This window comes from Parapedobacter sp. 2B3, assembly GCF_041925275.1.
Lineage (GTDB): Bacteria > Bacteroidota > Bacteroidia > Sphingobacteriales > Sphingobacteriaceae > Parapedobacter > Parapedobacter pyrenivorans_A.
Genome location: NZ_JBHEUZ010000008.1, coordinates 111,481 through 131,977, shown reverse-complemented (window position 1 = coordinate 131,977; position 20,497 = coordinate 111,481). Strand labels below are relative to the sequence as shown.

General features: G+C 54.7%; 12 protein-coding genes. 11 read left to right on the top strand and 1 reads right to left on the bottom strand.

The window, feature by feature from the left end; translation table 11 throughout:
* Nucleotides 1-8 precede the first annotated feature (8 nt).
* The 8 genes from ACEVG1_RS10880 to ACEVG1_RS10845 all read left to right on the top strand — a co-directional run bounded on the left by ACEVG1_RS10880 (nucleotide 9) and on the right by ACEVG1_RS10845 (nucleotide 15,849).
* A complete protein-coding gene (locus tag ACEVG1_RS10880; protein ID WP_374743694.1) occupies nucleotides 9-1,625 on the top strand; it encodes a RagB/SusD family nutrient uptake outer membrane protein in 1,617 nt (538 codons plus the stop codon).
* Nucleotides 1,626-1,644: 19 nt separating this feature from the next.
* Nucleotides 1,645-2,412, top strand: coding sequence for a hypothetical protein (locus ACEVG1_RS10875; RefSeq protein ID WP_374743693.1), 768 nt, complete (start codon nucleotides 1,645-1,647; stop codon nucleotides 2,410-2,412).
* A 72-nt stretch (nucleotides 2,413-2,484) separates the two neighbouring features.
* Entirely contained in the window at nucleotides 2,485-3,585 is a 1,101-nt protein-coding gene (locus ACEVG1_RS10870; protein ID WP_374743692.1) for a hypothetical protein, read from the top strand.
* Nucleotides 3,586-3,607: 22 nt separating this feature from the next.
* Entirely contained in the window at nucleotides 3,608-4,771 is a 1,164-nt protein-coding gene (locus ACEVG1_RS10865) for a hypothetical protein (protein ID WP_374743691.1), read from the top strand.
* On the top strand, nucleotides 4,758-6,878 hold the full coding sequence (locus ACEVG1_RS10860; RefSeq protein ID WP_374743690.1) for a trehalase family glycosidase: 2,121 nt from the start codon (nucleotides 4,758-4,760) through the stop codon (nucleotides 6,876-6,878). The genes ACEVG1_RS10865 and ACEVG1_RS10860 overlap by 14 nt, the downstream gene beginning before the upstream one ends.
* A gap of 78 nt (nucleotides 6,879-6,956) precedes the next feature.
* The gene (locus ACEVG1_RS10855) at nucleotides 6,957-8,936 is read left to right on the top strand and encodes a beta-L-arabinofuranosidase domain-containing protein (protein WP_374743689.1); all 1,980 of its coding nucleotides are present in this window, start codon (nucleotides 6,957-6,959) and stop codon (nucleotides 8,934-8,936) included.
* Between the two features lie 12 nt (nucleotides 8,937-8,948).
* Nucleotides 8,949-11,774, top strand: a complete 2,826-nt coding sequence (locus ACEVG1_RS10850) for a formylglycine-generating enzyme family protein (RefSeq protein WP_374743688.1) — start codon at nucleotides 8,949-8,951, stop codon at nucleotides 11,772-11,774.
* A gap of 34 nt (nucleotides 11,775-11,808) precedes the next feature.
* Complete coding sequence (locus tag ACEVG1_RS10845) at nucleotides 11,809-15,849, top strand: two-component regulator propeller domain-containing protein (protein ID WP_374743687.1); 4,041 nt, start codon at nucleotides 11,809-11,811, stop codon at nucleotides 15,847-15,849.
* A 130-nt stretch (nucleotides 15,850-15,979) separates the two neighbouring features.
* On the opposite strand, the gene ACEVG1_RS10840 is transcribed toward ACEVG1_RS10845, so the two are convergent.
* Nucleotides 15,980-17,464 carry a sulfatase gene (locus tag ACEVG1_RS10840; RefSeq protein WP_374743686.1) on the bottom strand — a complete coding sequence of 495 codons (1,485 nt, stop codon included), beginning with the start codon at nucleotides 17,462-17,464 and terminating at the stop codon, nucleotides 15,980-15,982.
* Nucleotides 17,465-17,614: 150 nt separating this feature from the next.
* Between ACEVG1_RS10840 and ACEVG1_RS10835 the strand changes: the two genes are divergently transcribed.
* The 3 genes from ACEVG1_RS10835 to ACEVG1_RS10825 all read left to right on the top strand — a co-directional run bounded on the left by ACEVG1_RS10835 (nucleotide 17,615) and on the right by ACEVG1_RS10825 (nucleotide 20,396).
* Nucleotides 17,615-18,454, top strand: coding sequence for a phosphodiester glycosidase family protein (locus ACEVG1_RS10835; protein WP_374743685.1), 840 nt, complete (start codon nucleotides 17,615-17,617; stop codon nucleotides 18,452-18,454).
* A gap of 171 nt (nucleotides 18,455-18,625) precedes the next feature.
* Nucleotides 18,626-19,165 (top strand): RNA polymerase sigma factor, encoded by a 540-nt coding sequence (locus ACEVG1_RS10830; protein WP_374743684.1) that lies wholly within the window; start codon nucleotides 18,626-18,628, stop codon nucleotides 19,163-19,165.
* A gap of 76 nt (nucleotides 19,166-19,241) precedes the next feature.
* On the top strand, nucleotides 19,242-20,396 hold the full coding sequence (locus ACEVG1_RS10825; protein WP_374743683.1) for a FecR family protein: 1,155 nt from the start codon (nucleotides 19,242-19,244) through the stop codon (nucleotides 20,394-20,396).
* Nucleotides 20,397-20,497: the final 101 nt, after the last annotated feature.

Genomic DNA, 20,497 nt, shown 5'->3' with positions numbered 1-20,497 from the left:
GCAACAACATGGAAAAAACGATAAAGAAACTGATGGCGGGCATCATGGCGTGTAGCCTGCTGGCGGCATCATGCGGCAAAGATTTTTTGTCGCCCGAGCAAGTCAACCTAGTCTACAACGACGTGTACTGGTCGAGTGAGCAGGATGCGGAAAAAGCGGTGCTGGGCGCTTATGCGTTGTACCGTGGCCTCATGGTCAATGCACAGCTTTACGAACGCGGCGATGTGACAACGGGCTATTTCAACCGGGGGTGGAACGGTGGATCAAGCAATGCATTCTACCACATCCCCGATTTCACCAACGTGAGCGGTACCCAAAAGTCGTGGGGTGCCTTGGAGTCTTTCGCCAATTGGGGAGGCTACTATAAGGTCATCGCCCAGCTGAACCAATGCATCAGCTACATCCCCAAAATGGCCGACAATGTGTTCGCCTCGGGGGCCAAAAGCAAATTGTTGGGCGAGGCATATTTCTTGCGGGCGCTGGTCTATTACCACATAGCCACCATTTGGGGCAACGCGCCGCTGGTGCTCGATGCCATTGAAAATTCCAACCAGGTGATCGATGGCGAGAGCGTGCCTATCTATCAAGGGCGGTCTACCGATATCGAGGTGGTCGAATCGGTACTGAACGATGTCACCGAAGCCATCGGCCGGCTTGACTATGGCACCCCCGGTGCCGCGGCATGGGGCGTCCGCGCAAACAAAGGGAGTGCACTCGCGTTGGGCGGGTATGCCAACCTGTGGATGGCGTTCCTCATGGAGCGCGACGGCCAGCCCAATGAGGCGTACCGCTCGGCAGCCTTGCAGCAGCTTACGGATGTGGTGCAGAACGGCCGGTATGCGCTAGCACCCTACGCCAGTGAAACGGCCGTGAAGGCCATTTTCCAAGGGCAATCCAGCGAGGCCGTGTTTGAGCTCAACATATCCTACGAGCAGGGCGAGACGTACCGGGCGGACTACGGCGGTATCCAGGCATTGACCACGAAGCTGGTGCCCTTGGATGGCGATGTGAATAAAGACCGCGCCAGCAACATCAACTTCGTGCCGGCATCCAAGAAGCAATTCGTCTTCCCCGAGTACCCCCAAGACAAACGGGCCGACCTATTCTTCGATGCATGGGATTCGCCCTACAACGAGCCTTTTTCAGACGTGAGCCAGGTGGCGACGGACCGTACCAAGGTAACGTGGATGACCAAGTTTGCCTCGTTCATGGTCGACCCATCGCGCGAGTGGAATGAGTATGTAGCCTATTTTGCCGATGCCAACATGCCGGTTTTCCGGTTCACCGATGTCAAGCTGCTGTTGGCCGAGGCTTACGTAAAGAATGGCCAAGCGGCGCTGGCAGTGCCCATTATCAACGAGATCAGGGAGCGCGCCGGCCTGCTGCCCTATACCGGTAGCGACCATATACAGGAAATCATGCGGCAACGCACGGCCGAACTCATCGGTGAGGGAAAAATTTTCTTCGACTATGTCAGGAACAATTATTTCGCCGACCCGTCGTCTGCCATGACGGCCGAACGTTATGCGCAACAGGGTTATTACTGGCCGGTAAGCGGCCTTATCCTCACCAACAACAAGATGGTACAGCAAACCCCTTACTGGAACGGAAAAACCACGTGGTAAAATCAAACTATGAGAGAAGATGAAAAAGATTCTAATGCTATTGGCTGCCCCGCTTGCCTTCCTATCGTGCGAAAAGACCGATTACATCATCGGCGGGGAGAACAATCCGACCAATCGGGTCGATATGACGACGATGGAGTATCTGGCCTCCAACGAGCTTACCCAGGAAACAGCCAGGCTGTTTGAGCGGGCCGGGCTGTCGGCGGAGGTGAACGGTGATGTCACCGTTTTTGCCCCCAGTGTCTATGCCATAAACCGGTATCTACGGCGCCAGAACAACCGGCGGCTGCGGTTGAACCCCGATAGCCCGCTGATGACGGCCGACGACATCGGCGAGGGAGAGCTCCAACAGCTCAAAATGTACCTCGTGCCGGGCAACATCTGGCGCGAAACCATCCCCGAAGAGGGGCTTGAGGTGTCTACCCTCAGCGAGGGCGACTCGATACGGATCAGGCTGGTTGAAGTGACCGCCGACCCCGGCGCCGCATGGGACGGCGGCAGTGCACCCGGAGCCGGCTACCAATACCCCAACTTCATGCAAACCACACCCCAGCTCATCGAGGCCCATTTCAAGCGCGGTGATTTCTGGGAGAATACGCTCACCGCCCGCCTTTCGTTGGGGTATGATAACCCGGAGTGCGACCAGGTGTACCAGATGTATCTGTCGGATGTATTGACCACCAACGGGGCGGTACACGTCATTTATTCGGGCAATTATTCGTACACCGAACATTACTATTACCATTCCCTGTTTTTCTTCGGTACGCGGGCAGATGACTTATTGTAAACCATATATGCTAAATGAGATGAACCGTTGATGCGGGACAGGTACTGACAACTAAATTAAAAAATAGAGTATATGAAACGGACACTATTCCACATAACAGTTGTGCTGCTGCTTTTGCAGTCGGCATGCACCAAAATACCGTCAGAAAAAGGGTTTTTAAGCCCCGACCTCTACCTGAAAGGGATGGATACGCTGTATCTCCCCCTGGGTAGTAAAGGTTCCACCGACGTGGCGTGGCTGGATGGCTCCACCATGCCCGTGGAGTTCAGTATCGAGAATGTGCGCGACGCCAACGGTCAGCGCTCGGACCAGTTTTTCGTGACTTACCCGTACCGCACGTGGATCCAGCCGTATAACAACAAGTTGGACACCACATTGGAGCTGGTCAATGCCAAACTGGCCGAAATACCGACGACTCCGCTATTCATCAACCCCGTCAATGGCATGTTGCAATATTTGGAGATTACGAATAACCTGCAGAACCCGGGCGATGTGTACCATGTCGATGTACGTGCAAAAAACACAGCTGGCGAACGCATCTATCCCGATTACGCCGTGCTGAAACTTTCGGAGAAAAGCAGGCCGTTTGAGGTTTATTGGGTCACCACTTCCATTTTGTTGGTCAACGACGGGGGGGAGAGTATCTTCACGCTGTACGATGATATCACCGAGAACGACCTCGAGCGGCGGCAGAACATCATCGACGGCAACGGAAAGGAATTTCTGGAAGTCTATAAGGTGGATGATGAGCCATCGGTGGGCATCAAGGTGTTGATCCAATACAAGGATGCCGAGGGGCGTATTTTTGATTCCGAAGAATACCAAACCTACTCCGAAGGGACCGAAAGCTACCTCGATTATGCCGTGAACCGGCAAAACACCGAAGAGGGCGCTTGGCTGGAGTTTCCCATTACCCCGTGGCCCACACGCCAGGACCTGCTTTCCTACCTGAAGGGGGGTACCATGGACTACACCGTGCTGGACACCGCCACCCTGCACCGCGAGGTTTACCAGGAAGAAAAATACCCGTTTCTGAACCCTTGGCCTGAACCTGAATGGGGCGCCTCCCAATGGTATATCCGCTTGCGCTCACGTATCCTGTTCAGGGAAAGCGGAAGCTATGTCATTTCCTGCACATTCCCTTACACCCATTTAGATAAAACGTTTGATTAATCCGTAAAAATAACTTTGCAATATGATCCCTATCCATCAGAAACCGTTATTTCGGCATGTGCGGTTGAAAAGCCAACTCGTGCCCCTAGCCATTGGGCTGTTCTTCGGCTGTTTCGTGCTCGTCGCCATGGCTTGCTCGGGGGGCGTTGGCGCGTCCAATGCGGGTGCGCCGCCCGATGGCCCGAAAAAGCCACTCCCGGTTGCCGACCCCATCACCGTGAAGGTGGCGGTGGTGATCCAGGATCCGCGCGTCCCGTCGGCGGGGAACAGGCGGCTGCACGAGGTGTTCAAGACACCGGGCTACACCTTTACGTGGCATGACCCGCAACAGTTGATGGAAGCCTACCGGGATACCCTCAACTCGGTGAGCGGCGGTGCCGTTCAATACGAAATAGTGAAGGTGATAGACGATGGCCTGTTCTTCACCCGGTTCAAGGATGCCGATACGTTGATGACCAAGGAAGACGTGTTTACCTACCTCGCCGACCCCAATTGGGAGACTTTCCGGGAAAAGGGGACCACCTTCGATTACGCGGCGCTGATAGATCATTACGGTTTCTGTGACATGCGCGACCGCGGCGAGATCCACGAGGTATGGGTGTGGACATTCCCCTATGCCGGCATGTGGGAATCTACCTATGCGGGCAAGGGCGCATTCTGGCTTAATTCCAACCCCGTCGAGGGCACGCCGTGCGTGGATTTGCTTACCGTGATGGGGCTGAATTACGAGCGTGAGATGTCGTTGGCGATGGAAAGCTACGGCCACCGGTTCGAATCGGTGATGCGGAAGGTGTACGGCCGGTGGGACAACCATGCGGACGACAAGAACAACTGGGAGCTGTTTACCACGATCGATAGCATTTCGAAAGGCCACGCCCATATCGGCAATATCCATTTCCCACCCAATGGCACGGCCGATTATGATTGGCGTAATACCACCACAGTCACTACCTTTGCCGATTCGTGGGCCTACTATCCGAACCTGGTGGAGGAAAATCCCCGCCAGGTCGACTGTCAGGAGTGGGAATGCAGCCACCTGGGCTACATGTGCTGGTGGTATCGGCACATCCCGAATTTCGAGGGGATCAATGAAGCGGATGGCCATCTGAACAGCTGGTGGCACTACGTGGTAGACTATAACGATGCCTTGAAGCTGGAGGACCAACTGCGCAATGAATCGAAATAAACAGCTATGGATACCCATGGTCGTTTTCGGGACCGTGCTATTGGGTGCCTGCCAGCGGCAGCATGCCCCTTACCTTTCATCGTTGGACGCCGGCAAAGGCTTTCCGCTGTATACTACCTATGCGGCAGCGCCCGAACGATCTCATTTCGTGCTTGACCAAGGCTATACCTTCCAGTACGACGCGGACAGCCTGGGCGCGGATTTCACCACGGATACCGGCGGCGACATCGCGTTGGGCTTTAGGCTTGGCGACCGTTACGTGTACCGCGTAGCCGATATGCATCGGCCACCGACCATCACGGCTAGTTACCCCGATATGGTGCGGTACAACTACCAACCGTTCGCGGGCATCGAAGTAGAAGCCTGGTTCGTGGTGCACAGCTCCACGATGGCCTTGCTCGACCTACAGATAGCCAACCAGGCCGATACGGCCGTGGCGCTGGAGGTTTTCCCTTACATGCGCCATGCCAGCCGCACCTTCCAGCAAGTTGAATCGCATGGTCGATACCTCCTGTTCGAACACCAGGAATACCCGGATGCTTGGACCCTGAATCACGACGTTCCCTACACCGATAGTATCCGTAATATTTGGCTGGCATCGGAAACACCAACCGCTGCCGGGGCGTTCACCAGCGAAATCGGTGACCTGCCCGCGGCATCCCATCCGGTGGAGCGTGCCACGTTCCTTGACTTTACGCGGGGCGCGGCCCGGGAGACGCTGGCCGGCGGTGTACCCCACGCCAAGGTGGTAGCGTTCGAGCACACGATTCAATTGGCCGGTGGGGGTACGGAAAATCTGCGGTTCGTCCGTGGCGTGGCCCCCACCGCCGCACCGGTAGATTCGCTGGTGGGGGCGGCAAGCGAGCTGCTCGACCAGCCACTCGAACCCTACCAGCAGCAGAATGAGGCGTTTTTTGCCCATACACCCAAGCCGGATTTCGGCGACCCGGATAAGGACGCGCTCTATTGGAGTGCGGCGAGCATGATGCGCCAGGTTTTCTACCCGGCGGAAGGTAACTCCAGCTACAACTACTATGTCTTCTCGCGCGAGCCCACATGGGGATGGGGCCATGGCGGGCAGGTATTCCACGAGAGCATTGCCATGCTGGCGTATGCAGACATCGACCCGCAAGGGGCCATGAACTCCCAGCGCGTGTACCGCGAGCGGCAGTATCCCAACGGCTATATCAACTACCGCACCGGTGGCTACCTCGACGAGATCATCGAACATAACGGCCAGCTTACCACGTCGGCACCCTGGTACGCGTGGCTCAACTGGGAGGTGTATCGGATTACGCGGGATACCACTTTCCTGCGCGAAATGTACGGCTCATCAAAAAAACTGTTCCGCTTCATCGTCGATAACCGGGATAGCGATGACGACGGACTCTGTGAATGGGGCGGCCATGCGGTGCTCGAATCCGTGCGCGATGCGCAGGTGGCGGTATGGGATGAAGTGGGCTTCCCGACCAATTTCGAGAGCCTCGACCTCAACTGCATGCTCGTGAAGGAAGCCAAATCGCTGGAGCAGATGGCTCGGGCACTGGGGTTGGTGGACGAGGCGGCCGTATGGAGGACCGACCACGAGCGGCGCACGCAGCTGATCAACGATACTTTTTGGGACGAGACCAACGGTTTCTATTACCAAGTAGATAAAAATACCCATACGTTCACCCACAAGGAGACGGATGACCTCAAGCGCGACGAAATCATCGGCTTCCTGCCACTGTGGGCCGGTGTGGCAGACGAACAACGGGCAACGAGGCTGGTGGGAAAGCTCACCGATACGGCGCAGTTTTGGCGCGAATACGGTGTTCCCACACTATCTGCGCAAGATAGCTACTACAACGATAAAGGCTATTGGAACGGCCCGGTATGGGTACAGTGGAATTACTTGATTATGCTGGGCCTGCAAGACTACGGCTACCACGAAGAGGCACGTGCGCTCGTGGACCGGGTAGTCGCAGGCATGGTATCGGTATTGAAAGATAACCACAACCTCTGGGAATTTTATAGCCCCGACGAACCATGGGGCGGCTACCATAAAACGTATATCTGGGCGGGGATCATCAATCGGATGATGATGGATACCCAGGAAGGACGATAGACACACAAGATAGACCATATGACTTTTGTACAGCAGATGTATCCGATATGCATTTTTTTCATGGCATGTGTATGCTGCATGGAAACCAGGGCACAGAACTACCTTAATAACCGGGCCCCGCTCATCAAGAAGCCTTATATCGAGCTGCCATTGGGCGATGTCCAACCCCGGGGTTGGCTGCGCGAGATGCTGGTAAGGCAGAAACGGGGCGCCACGGGCCAGTTGGACGCGCTGTACCCTACGGTAATGGGCCCACGCAACGGCTGGCTTGGCGGAGATGGCGACCAGTGGGAGCGCGGCCCTTACTGGATAGACGGCCTGTTGCCGCTCGCCTATATACTGGATGACGACACGTTGAAGGCCAAGGTGCAACCCTGGGTGGAGTGGGCAATCAATAGCCAGCAACCCAATGGCTACTTCGGACCCGCTACCGATTACGGGCCGGAGCCGGGATTGCAGCGAAACAACGCGCACGATTGGTGGCCCAAGATGGTGGTGCTGAAAATCCTCCAGCAGTACCATTCGGCCACCGGCGACGAGCGGGTAGTCCGGCTGATGACCCGTTACTTTGACTACCAGCTGAAGACACTGAAGGAGAAACCCCTCGGCCACTGGACATTTTGGGCGGAGTTCCGCTCGGGCGATAACCTGCAGGCCGTATACTGGCTTTACAACATCACCGGCGACAAATTCCTGCTGGACCTCGCGCAGCTGATCCACGGCCAGGGGAAGGACTTTACCTCCAAATTTGAGCAGCGGGAGATGCTGACCACCATCGGTAGCATCCACTGCGTCAATCTTGCCCAAGGGATCAAGGAGCCCATCATCTATTACCAGCAGAACCCGGATCGGCGGTTTGTCGACGCAGTGAAGCAAGGATTCAACGATATCCGCAAATTCAATGGCCAGCCGCAGGGCATGTATGGCGGCGATGAGGCCCTGCATGGCAACAATCCCACGCAGGGGTCCGAACTGTGCTCGGCCGTGGAGTTGATGTTCTCGCTTGAAAAGATGCTTGAAATCACGGGCGATGTGGAATTTGCCGAACACCTTGAAAAGGTCGCATTCAATGCGTTGCCCACACAGATTACCGATGATTTCATGAACCGGCAGTATTTCCAGCAAGCCAACCAGGTGCAGATCCAGCGTCGGGCCTACAACTTCAACATCAACCACGGCGAGACAGATCTGGTGTTCGGGCTGCTTACCGGCTATCCCTGCTGTACATCAAACATGCACCAGGGGTGGCCTAAATTCACACAGCACCTTTGGTACGCCACGGACGACGGTGGCCTGGCAGCGCTGGTCTATTCGCCCAGTGCCGTTACCGCCAACGTGGCCAACGGTATCACGGTGGTTGTGGAAGAAGAGACGCACTATCCATTTGACGAAGCGATGCGGTTCAACTTCCGATTCCCCAACGGCGACAAGGATGTTGACTTCCCGTTCCACCTGCGCATCCCTACCTGGTGTGCCGATGCGGAAATCCGGATAAACGGCAAGCGCTGGGACGGAGACACCCCTGCAGGCAGCATTGCCATCATCAAACGGGCATGGCGGTCTGGAGACCTCGTAGAACTTGCCTTGCCCATGTCGGTCACCACCAGCAGGTGGCACGAAAATGCCATTGCCGTAGAACGCGGCCCGGTTGTCTATGCACTCAAGATCGCGGAGCGATGGGAGAAAAAAACCATCACCGATGATCCGCAGCGATATGGCACGACGTTTTTCGAGGTGTACCCCGAGTCGCCGTGGAATTATGGCATCATGGATTTTTCAGGCAAGGACATGGACGACGCTTTCCGCGTGGTCAAACGGAAAGACGTTGATTTTTCCTATCCGTGGAACCCCGAAAATGCACCGATTGAAATCAAGGCCATCGGCAAGCGGATGCCCTCCTGGAAGCTGTACAACGGCATGGCCGGCCCGCTTCCGCACAGCGGTATCATTTACGGGCTCGACTCGACCAACGAAATGCCCGAAGAGGAAATCACCCTCATCCCGTATGGGGCTACCACATTGCGGATTTCGGCTTTTCCCGTTATTATTCCCTACTAAACACGATATAACATGATTAAAACACCTCCCCATACGTTTGGAAAATTCGTCGGCTTCCTGTTCATCCTTTGTACATCGTGGTGCGTGCCTGCCACGCTGCGCGCCCAAGCGCTCAAGCAGCTTTCGCTCACGGCCGACCAACACGAAGTATCCGCATTCGTCGGTGCCGATGGTACTGCGCTGGCCAGCGTGGGATCCTTGCCGTTGGTCGCACTCGAAGTCGACGGCCGCCAGCTGACGTCCGCAACGGCCGGCAGTGTGATGGACATTACCTTTGCACCCCAACCGGGTTTCACGCCCGGGATTAAGGGTGTGCTGCGATTTACCAACGTTTCGCCGGATACGGTGGTGCTGGCCAACGTGGTTCCCCTGGGCCGCGCGGGTAAATCCGTATATATTACAGGCAAGGGAAAGCACGGCCTGTCGCGCTCGCACCTGTTCTTGCCCGACCGGGTGCCGGTCAATTGCATCCTGCCCGACAACGCCTGGGAGCTCGGCTATAGCGGCACGCCGCTTGGCGAGGGCCTGTCGGTCTGTGCACTCGTTCGCCGGGACCGGTCCAGCGCCCAAAAAGCCACGCTCGGCCGCTTCGAAACGACCATCGCCCCCGGAGGCTCCATCGACTACCACCTTTTTGCCGATACCTACACCGGTGATTGGCAGCAGGGCATCAAGAAGATTTTCCAGGAACGGTACCTCTACGATGTGGATACGTTCGATAACAGCCTCTTCGAACGCGAAGACCTCAAGTGGATACGGCATACCTACGTGATGCACCTCATCATGGCGTGGGACAAATTTTATTATGACAGCGGGACCGGGCAATCCGGGCTGCCGGCTTTCATCGAGCGCGGAAAGCGGCTCTATGGCGGTGATGACGTGATCGGCCTGTGGCCCACATGGCCCACACTGGGCATCGACCAGCGGAATCAGTTCGACCTGTTCCGCGACCTGCCGGGCGGCATGGCGGGCATCCGGCGCGACGCCGCCTATTGCCGGAACCAGGGTACGGCGTTTTTCCTGTGCTACAACCCGTGGGACGAAAGTACCCGCGATGAAGGGCACATGGACGGCCTGTACGACCTCATCGTGCAGACCGGGGCAGATGGCGTAGTGCTGGATACCCGTGGCGGATCGAGCGTAGAGTTGCAGGAAGCGGCGGACCGCGCCAAGCCGGGCGTCATCATGTATAGTGAAGGTTTCGCCGTGCCGAAAGATATGCAGGGGATCGTTTCCGGACGCGTGCACAACGCCCTGTATTACCCACCCATGCTCAACCTCAATAAATTCATCAAGCCCGAATTTACCATTTACCGGGTGGCCGAGTTGGCCAAAGAGCCCATTAAGCGCGAGTTTGCCACCGCATTCTTCAACGGCTACGGCACCGAGCTGAACATTTTCGCCCCCGGGCAGCCCGATTGGGTGGATGAACAATACCGTTACTTGGGCCGCACCAGCCGGATACTCCGCCAGAATACCCACAATTTCCTATCCAATGACTATACGCCGCTCATCCCCACGCTGGTGGACAGCGTGTACGTAAACCGATGGTCCCTGGCCGAAAAGACGCTCTATACCATATATAGTATCAAGCCGGAAGGGCTGCATGAACCCCTATTCGAGGTGGATCCCACCGCAGCGACCCATTTTGTAGACCTATGGAACCATGAGGAGGTAACACCCGTTGAGCGCGATGGACGCCACTATGCCGTTGCCAAGGTGCACGCTTTTGACCGGTTCGACCTTGGCACCAATAACGAGGGCGAGGTGGGGTGCATCGCCCAGTTGCCCATCGAACTCGACGTGTCCATGCATACCAATACCTTGCACATAGCCGCTTCGCGCGGTAACGCTATCAAGGTGTGGGCCGGCATACCCGATTATGAGAAAAAGCCGGTGGAGTTAACCGTCGATCGCCATGAATTGGACATCTTCGAACATTTCGGCCGCCATGAGGGCAAGCTGGTGGTGCAATTGTTCGATGATGGTATCCTGCTCGATGAGCGGGTGGTATCCATCAAGGCCGGCACGCCGCGGCTTGCCAGCCGGGTGTCACCGTCGCCCGGAACCGGCAGTACCGAGGGCATGGTGGAAATCCCGGCAGGGGCCTTCGTATTCCATGCGACCAACGGCGACGAGTTCATTTCTTATCCCAAACACAACGAAGGACAGTCGTTCACCTTCCCCGGTTTTTGGATGGATAAATATCCGGTTACCAATGCCGATTTCCTCCGGTTTATGGAGGCCAGCGGCTACCAGCCGAGTGATACGGCCAACTTCCTGAAGCACTGGCGCAACGGGCGGCCCGCCCGGGGCGAGGAACGGTATCCCGTGGTCTATGTGAGTTATGAAGATGCCCGGGCCTATGCCCGCTGGGCAGGCAAACGGCTGCCCACCGAACTCGAGTGGCAGTATGCATCACAGACGCCCGATGGGCGCGAATGGCCCTGGTCAAAGGACACCGAGCACATTGCGCGCGAACTGGAACCGGTAACCAACAGCCTCACCGTCTATAAGATAAAGGGTATCGATCCGAAACTGGCCAACCTGGGCGATGGCAAGCCGTATCCTGTGGGCCGCTACAGGCGTGGCGCCAACCCGTACGGCCTCGAAGACCTGGTGGGGTCGGTATGGCAACTCACCAACGATGTGTATAAAAGCGGATCGTACACCTACGTCATGATGAAGGGCGGTTCCTATTTCAACCCGACATCCAGTTGGTGGTACGTACAGGGCGGTCCCCGCGAACTGCATTATCGACAGTACCTCTTGCGCGTATCGCAGGGTTTTGAACGCAATGCCACGGTAGGTTTCCGATGCGTGAAGGATAAACAATGAACTAGGGTGGTTACATGCATATAAATCGTTAGATTTGATTGGTAACATCCAGGTTATCGATAACAGGAAAGGGCGATGGCGCATGAAAGACACCAAAATCGAATGGCAGGTATACAGGCTGGGGTTAGCGGGACTGGTTATCCTGTGGGGGTGTGCCTTAAGCTGGGCGCAGCAACCCCGGAGTAGCCAGGCCAATTATTATTTCAGGACCCTTCAGGTAGAAGACGGTTTATCGCAGAGTTCCGTATATGCCATATTCCAGGACCGCCAAGGCTACATGTGGTTCGGCACCCAGGATGGGTTGAATAGATACGATGGCCAAACTTTCAAGGTGTTCAAAAAAAATAGCCGCGACAGTTGCAGCTTGGGCAGCAATACGGTCACGGCCATCGCCCAGGACCCGGCGGGAATACTTTGGATAGGTACCGGAGACGGAGCGTACCTGTACAATCCACGCACCGAGCAATTCCGGCGATATGACGGCGGAACCGCCGATGGTGCCGACGTATCGGGATTGGTGCGCGACATCCAAATTGACCGGGATGGGAATGTCTGGATGGCTGTTTTCAATAAGGGGCTATTCCGTGTTACCCCATCTGGAGCGCTTGCATACTTCGATTTGACCGATGGCAACAGTCCCGCTCCGGTATGGATACGCTGCATCGCTTTCGATACGGAAGGCCGCGTGTGGGCGGGAACATACCACCAGGGCATGTACTGCCTGGATCCGGAACAAGGCACCATCAACCAGTTCCTTATTCGACCGAACTCCGTTGCCCAGCAGGACAACGATGTCAATGATATCTCCTTGCTGGATGCCGAAAACCTACTCGTAGGGACAACCACGGGCGGCGTGCAGGTCTTCAACCTGCGGACACGTTCTTTTTCGCCGCTGCTCGAACGCGACAGCCGCGACAAACCACTCTACGTACGGCATATTTCGCGCGCAGACAACGGAGACCTGTGGATTGGCACGGAAAGCGGCCTTTACATTTATCACCCGCAGACCCGCCAGTATGAAAACCTGCGCCACGTCAATGGCGACAGCTTCTCCATTGCCGACAACGCGATCCACTCCGTTTACCAGGACCGTGAGGGCGGCATGTGGGTAGGCACCTTTTTCGGCGGCGTCAACTACTATATCGAACCCTATAGCCTGTTTGAGAAGTATTACCCCGTTACGGGGAGCAACTCCATCAAGGGCAAAAGCATCAGCGAATTCTGTGAAGTGGCCGATGGCGATATATGGATCGGTACGGAAGACGCCGGTCTCCACTGCTTTGACCCGCGGACCAAGCAATTTACCAATAGCTACCTGCCGGCCACCAACATACATGCGCTCATGCAAGATGAAGGCCGTTTGTGGGTAGGTTCGTTTACCGAGGGGTTGTTTGTTTTGGACCTGGAGACCGGGCACTACAAACAATATAAAAGTTCGTCCGATCCCGGTTCGCTGCCCAATAACAATATCTATTCCATCTACAAAGATTACGCGGAGGGTATTTGGATAGGCACCATGATGGGATTATGCCGGTACGATGGGCAAACCGATACGTTCATACCGGTACAGGATTCGTTGATTACCAGCCAGGTAAACGATATAGTGGAAGACCATCGCGGTGTGTTGTGGTTTGCTACCATCGGAGGGGGCCTTTATGCCTACCATCGTACCACCGATACCTGGAGACATTACCCCATGCCCATCCCGTCCGACGCCACCAGTAGCAAAGTCACCTGCCTGTTGCGCGACGCGCACAATCAGTTATGGGTGGGTACCGAAGGTGCCGGATTGTTTCGCTACGATCGCGATCGGGATACGTTTACCGATTTTTACTCGGAGGACAACGGCCTGCCAAATAACGTAGTTTACCGGCTCGTCGCGGACCTATCGGGCCATATTTGGGGCAGTACGAATAAGGGCCTGTTCCGAATAGACGATAAAGATCATAGCACAACCGTATACACCCATGCAAACGGCCTGCTTGGCGATCAGTTCAACTACAAATCCGGTTTCCTAAGCAAGGATGGTAGGCTCTATTTCGGTGGCATCAAAGGTTTTGTCGCATTCGCTCCATATGCCATTTGGCAGAACGAAGTTCCGCCCCCCGTGGTCATCAACGGCATCCAACTCCATAATAGGGAGCTCGTGGGGGTGGAAGAGCTTGAAGTTCCCCACAACGCGTCTGTTTTCAGCATCAGTTTTGCCGCACTCAGTTACGTGTCGCCGCAGCGCAACCAATATGCATATAAGTTGGAAGGAAAAGATGAAGCCTGGATATACACCGATTACCAGCCGCGGGTTACCTACTCGAACCTCCCTCCGGGCAACTATGTTTTCCGCGTGAAAGCCTCCAACAGCGATGGGGTATGGAACGATGATGGCGATAGCGTCACCATCCGCGTACTTCCGCCCTTTTACCGCACCGGATGGGCCTACTTCCTTTATTTCCTGCTCTTCGCTCTATTGGCCTATTGGATGGTACGCTATTTTGCCGATCGGGCCCGTGCACGCAACAAAAGAATCTTGCAGGCAATCGCCCGACGGAAGGAAAAGGAGCTTTACGATACGAAAATCGATTTTTTTACCAACATTACCCATGAAATACGCACGCCACTGAGCCTCATCAAGGCGCCACTGGAAGAAATAATGAAGCACACCGAGCCGGCCGATGACCGCTGGGAAAACCTATCGATCATGGAACGCAACACCAACCGGTTGCTTAAACTGGTAAACGAATTGCTTGATTTCCGTAAGGCAGAGGCGAAGGGCGTATCTGTCCATTTCGTCCAAACGGACCTTGTTTTCGTTATCAGGGACACCGTCGGCCGGTTCATTTCGGCGGCGAAGCTCCATGAGATCCAAATCGATACGACGTTGCCGGCCGGGGCCGTTTACGTCGATCTGGATAGCGAGATTTTCAATAAGGTGGTCAGCAACCTGTTGCACAATGCGCTGAAGCACGCTAAGCGGCGTGTCCATGTTTCGTTGGCCGACCTTGACGGCTATGTGAGGGTGACCGTGGCGAACGACGGCAAACCCATCGCCCCGGAGGACGCAGACAAGATTTTCCTCCCATTTTTCAAGCTCGATGAGAAAGCCCAGGGATCGGGATTGGGCCTTGCGTTTGCCAAGTCGCTGGCCGAATTGCATAACAGCAACCTGTATTTGGCGCAATCCGCGGCCGAGACCAGCTTTTACTTCGAGCTCCCCATCCGCCAGGCATGCCATGAGCGGTATGAAGATCATACGGATACGGCCGCCACCGATTGCCCCCAGCAGCAAATCGCCGAAGTGGACGAGTTGCTACAGCTTGATGTGAGGAAAACCATCCTCCTCGTAGAAGACAATGTCGAGTTCCGGCACTTCGTAGCGAGCCAGCTCCAGGGCGATTACCATGTAATCCTGGCCGACCATGGCCAGGAAGCCATGGAACGGCTTGCGGCAGCGCACGTTGATATCATTATCTGTGACATCATGATGCCCGTGATGGATGGCATCACGTTTTGCAGGCATGTCAAGGAAAACCTGAAATTCAGTCATATCCCCGTCATCTTGTTGACCGCCAAGACGAGCCTCCAATCCAAGATAGCCGGACTGAAAACCGGTGCAGATGAGTATATTGAAAAGCCCTATTCCATTGATTATCTCCGTGCGCGGCTGGAAAACCTCCTTGAGGGAAGGAGAAAGATACGCGAAGCCTACCAAACACTACCCGAAACAGCCTATGAAACGATGGCCCATTCAAAGGCCGATGAATGTTTCCTTAACGAACTGATAAAAACGATCCATGCCCGTTTGGATGAAGTAGATCTCGACGTGGATAAACTCGCGGATGCGCTGAATATGAGCCGCGCGACTTTCTACCGTAAGGTGAAGCAGATATCCGAACTGACACCCAACGATTTCATTAGGTTGGTACGGTTGAAAAAGGCAGCGGAACTGCTCCGGGCAAAGGATTACAGAATCAGTGAAATAGCCTATTTGGTGGGTTTTAATTCTGCGTCATACTTTTCCAAGTGCTTCCACAAGCAATTCGGCGTGTTGCCTAAAGATTTCGAACGTGTGGGCGTTTGAAACGATATGGTGATATTTACCACCCCCTACCTTATGCGCTTTTATCTCGGGTACTTCGATGCGAAAATAATTTTCAATCAGCCGAGAAAGGCTTGGCTTCTTTCTGATTTTGTCAGGGCGTTGTCGCTAACTATTCGGGTTTATCGTAAAGCCCGGTGTTACCTTTCTCCAGTTCCTTTAATAGGCTATTCACCAAATCCGGTTTTTGGGGTGCGATATTTTCATTCTCATGGGGGTCGGTTTGATGGTCATAAAGTTCGATGGCAAATTCCGTATCTCGCGCGTACTTCGTTATTCGATAACGGGGTGTCTTCATCGATATCCCTTTTTTGAAATAGCTATACGCCGTGTTCCGCCATGGTTTGCCGCTACCTTTTTCCAGCAGTAGCTTGGCATATGATGTGCCATCAGGGGTGGTGGGCGGCATGGCCAATCCGCAGAGCTCCATTAGGGTCGGATACACATCCACGGCGCTGACGACCTCATCGACCACCTGGCCTTGTTGCTGGTGGCCGGGCAATTTCATGATATAGGTGCTCTTCAGCGACTGGTCGAATAAGGTGTGCTTACCCCAGATACCATGGTCGCCCAACTGCCAACCGTGGTCGCCCCAAACGACAATGATCGTGTTTTGGTCCAACCCCTCTTCACGGAGGGCGTTGAGTACCTTTCCGATCATCGCGTCTACGTAACTCACCGACGCATAATAGGCGTGCTTTAATTTTCGGGCATACGCGGCGGAAACAGGTGCGTCTAACCGCGGATGTTCTTCGCCAAGCAGGTATTGGTTGAACTCCTCACTTTGGGTTAAACTGGCGCGGTCTACATTTTTGGGTAATGCCGGCGATTCCGTCAATGGGATATCGTCCTCATGGTACAGGTCCCAATATTTTTGTGGGGCGTTGAACGGGAGATGGGGTTTGAAGAAACCCACCCCTAGAAAGAAAGGTTGACCCTGCGCCGCAAGCGTTCTGATTTTATGGATCGCTAGCTCCGCCGTCAAGCCGTCTGGATAACCGTTGTCGCCTACGGCTGCATGCTCATAGGGCTTCATGTTGCCGTTAAGTGAGTTCCGGCTATTTCCATCGGCTTGGGCGAAAAATGCATTCCAGCCGGTACCCCAACGGCTTGCGTTGAATAGCATTTCATCCCAACTGTGGGGCAATTCGAGGATGTCGCTTTTTTCGGCTGTATAGGGATATAGGTACCCATCGGCGGCGTGGCTTATCTTACCGATGCCAATCGTTTGGTACCCGTTCCGCCGGAGGTGGTCGACGAACGTTTCAGGGGTGTCTGTCTTGGGGCGGTAGGACAGGAACTTGTCGGCCACATCGTTTCTCAAATGGTCTGTTGTTTTGGGAAGCTGCCCCGTCAGCAGCGAATACCGCGACGCCCCGCATGTGGGAACAACCGCGTATTGGTTCGTAAATAAGTAGCCGCTTTTCGCCAGGCGATCAAGGTTCGGGGTTTGTATGGCGGCGTTACCGTACGCTCCCAAATCAGCCCGTAGATCGTCAACAAATAAAAACAGGATATTGGGTTGCTGGCCACATGCTTCCGTACCATTGAAAAACTGCACCAGCAATAATACGGCGGCCGTTACATATGCGTTCATGCTATCTACTTACTTATCCTCAAATGTTATCCGCTTGCGCATTTCCAAAAGTAAGCAAATTGCACGGTTGTTTGGTTTGGGCATGCCATACAAGTTGACAATTATAGTAGGTGCTTCCAAAGGGCTAGGGTTTTCGCTACATTTGGTCACATGAAAAAAATCCTTCCCTTATTGCTGATCACCTACTTGTGGTTTATCCAGCCCACGTTGGGGCAATCGCCCGATTCGATAGCGTTGGTGACCAAAGCGTGGAATACGACCCGTATCGATAAGGGAATCGTATGGAAGCACGGACATTTCGAACAGCTGTTCGGTAGCCAGCAGGATATCAATTTCATCGAAATAAACCTCCGGAAATACAGAAAGAAAATACGCATTGCCGCCGATTCGGTCCGACTGGATAGCACCTCACGGATCGCTGGGGCGCACAACGCCATCGTAGCGATCAACGGCGGCTTCTTTGATGTGAAAAACGGTGGTTCGGTCGATTTCGTGAAGGTAGACGGCGCCATTATCAACCGTACGAGGAAGCAAACCGACCGCGCCGATGCGGTATTGCTGGTTTCCAGAAGGAAAACCGCAATCAAGTCCGCAGAGGCAGGGGATGAAGAATACGCCAACATACCTAACATCCTTCTTTCCGGTCCGCTGTTGATTCAAGACGGTGCTGCTGTTATACTAGGTTCCAACCCGTTCAACGACAATCGCCATCCTCGGAGCGCCATCGCCACCACGGCCGACCGCAGGCTAATACTCATCGTGGTGGATGGGAGAAATCGACTATCTGCCGGTATGAGCCTCCCCGAATTAGCCAAGGTACTACGGTGGTTGGGCGCAGACGATGCGATGAACCTCGATGGAGGAGGGAGCAGTACGCTCTACGTGAAAGCGGCTACGGAGACCGGCGTAGTGAACCATCCATCGGACAATAAGCAGTTCGACCATTTGGGCCAACGCAGGGTAGCGAATATCATTTACGTGGCTGATTAGTGCTGCGCTGTGTTAATCTGATTGAATAGCTGGTTAACTGAAGTTAATCGGATAAGTAATATGCTTGTTACTTTTGTTTACCAGATACAGGTAACCAATTATTGCATCGGCACGTGGTTTGGGTTGTCAACGACCGTCCGCGCCCGGAAGAAAGGTTGAGAAGGAACCAGTATGATAGAAAGCGAACAATTGCTAACACCGGAAGAACTCTTCACCCGTTATTATGCACGGCTGTGCGAATTTGCCTGCCGTGTCGTCGATTGCGAAGAGACCGCCGAAGACCTGGTGCAGGATGTGTTTGTATCACTGCTGGAAAACAACCAACTGGCGCGTGTATCGCCAGGGTCAGCACGCCATTACCTCTACGGCATGGTCAAACATGCGGCGTTGAACAGTGTGCGGCGGCGGAACATAGCGGCGCGTATCTTTAAAAAGTACACGCCGGCCGAAACCGAAGAGCGCGAGATAACCCACCACATGATGCAGGCAGAAATATTGGGAGAGCTGCATGCTGCGCTCCGCACGCTACCCAAGGGCTGCGCCGATGTCTGCAAACTGGCTTACTTTGAGGGAAAGAAAAACCACGAAATCGCCGCCGCCCTTGGGGTAAGCATCAACACCATCAAAAGCCAGAAGCAACGCGCCATTAACCTGCTGAAGCGCCGAATAAGCCCGCAGGCGCTCACATTGCTTGTTTTTCTACTCCATTAAATAAATGCAAATTTTTTCCACCCCTTTTCCGTTTTCGTGTTCCTTATAGTTAGTTATAGACGAAAACAAAAAGGCAATGGATGACCAACAGCTGGAGCTGACAAGGCTGATCAAAGGCCACCTGGAAGGCACGCTTACCCAGGCGGAACAACAGCGGCTCGCGGAACGGGTACAACAGGATGCGCAGGCGCGCGAACTGCTGGAAACGTTCGAAGACAACGGGACCCTTACTGCCAAGCTGGCGCGGCTGGATGGTTTTGCGCAACGTGCCGATTGGGAGACTGTCTTGGCACGCCGCCGCCGAAAGCGTTTGCGGAGCTGGACAGCTGGCTTCGGAGCAGCGGCAACCTTAGTGATGTTCCTGCTGGCGGGCTGGTGGCTGGTAGACGCGCCCACGGAATCGGGCGTAGTGGCAGATGTCCGGTACGGCCATAAAAACGATGTGCTTCCGGGTGGACAGAAAGCCGTGCTAACGCTGGCCGATGGGACTACCCTAGCACTCGGAGACGCACCTTTGCACCAACAGCTAGCCGATGGTGTTGCCCTGGATATCGGAGCGGGCGCCATCACCTATAGGAAAACCGAAGTGCCTACCGAAGAGCTTGTATACCACCAGTTGGACGTACCGGTGGGCGGGGTTTATGAATTGACGCTGGCCGATGGTACGCGCGTATGGGTCAACTCAAACGCCACACTTCGCTTTCCGGTTGCGTTTGCAGCCCACGAGCGGCGGGTAAGCGTGGTAGGCGAGGCTTTTTTTGAGGTGGCGAAAGACAAGGAACGGCCGTTTATTGTCGAGGCGAAAGACCTCGAAATCGAGGCGCTGGGCACGGCATTCAACGTGAACAGCCACCGCAAAGACGGGTCGGTGAAAGCCATCCTGACGGAAGGGAAAATCCGCGTAAGCAACGGGCAGCAAACCAAAGAGCTGTTGGCCGGTACGGGGGTGGTGGCTGCCGCGGGGCACATGGATGTTTCGCCGGTGGAAATCGAAGAGGCCTTGGCATGGAAAGATGGGTATTTCTATTTCAACCAAAAGACCATGGATGAGATTTTAGACGAATTGGCGCGATGGTACGGGGTAGACGTGTCGGTAAAAAAAACACTCCCCGACAAACGGTTTGTGGGTGGCATAAAACGCAGTGAAACCTTGGCACCTGTATGTGCGCTGCTAGCCGAAATGAGCGGAAGGGAATTTTCCATCGACGGAAAGAAATTGATTGTTTACTAAGCATCAAAAAGGAAGGAGGTCTACATAGATAAGTAATCATATAAAAACTGGCCAAGCAAAAAAAATCCGAAGGTATGCGACTACCTCCGGAAACGAATAAG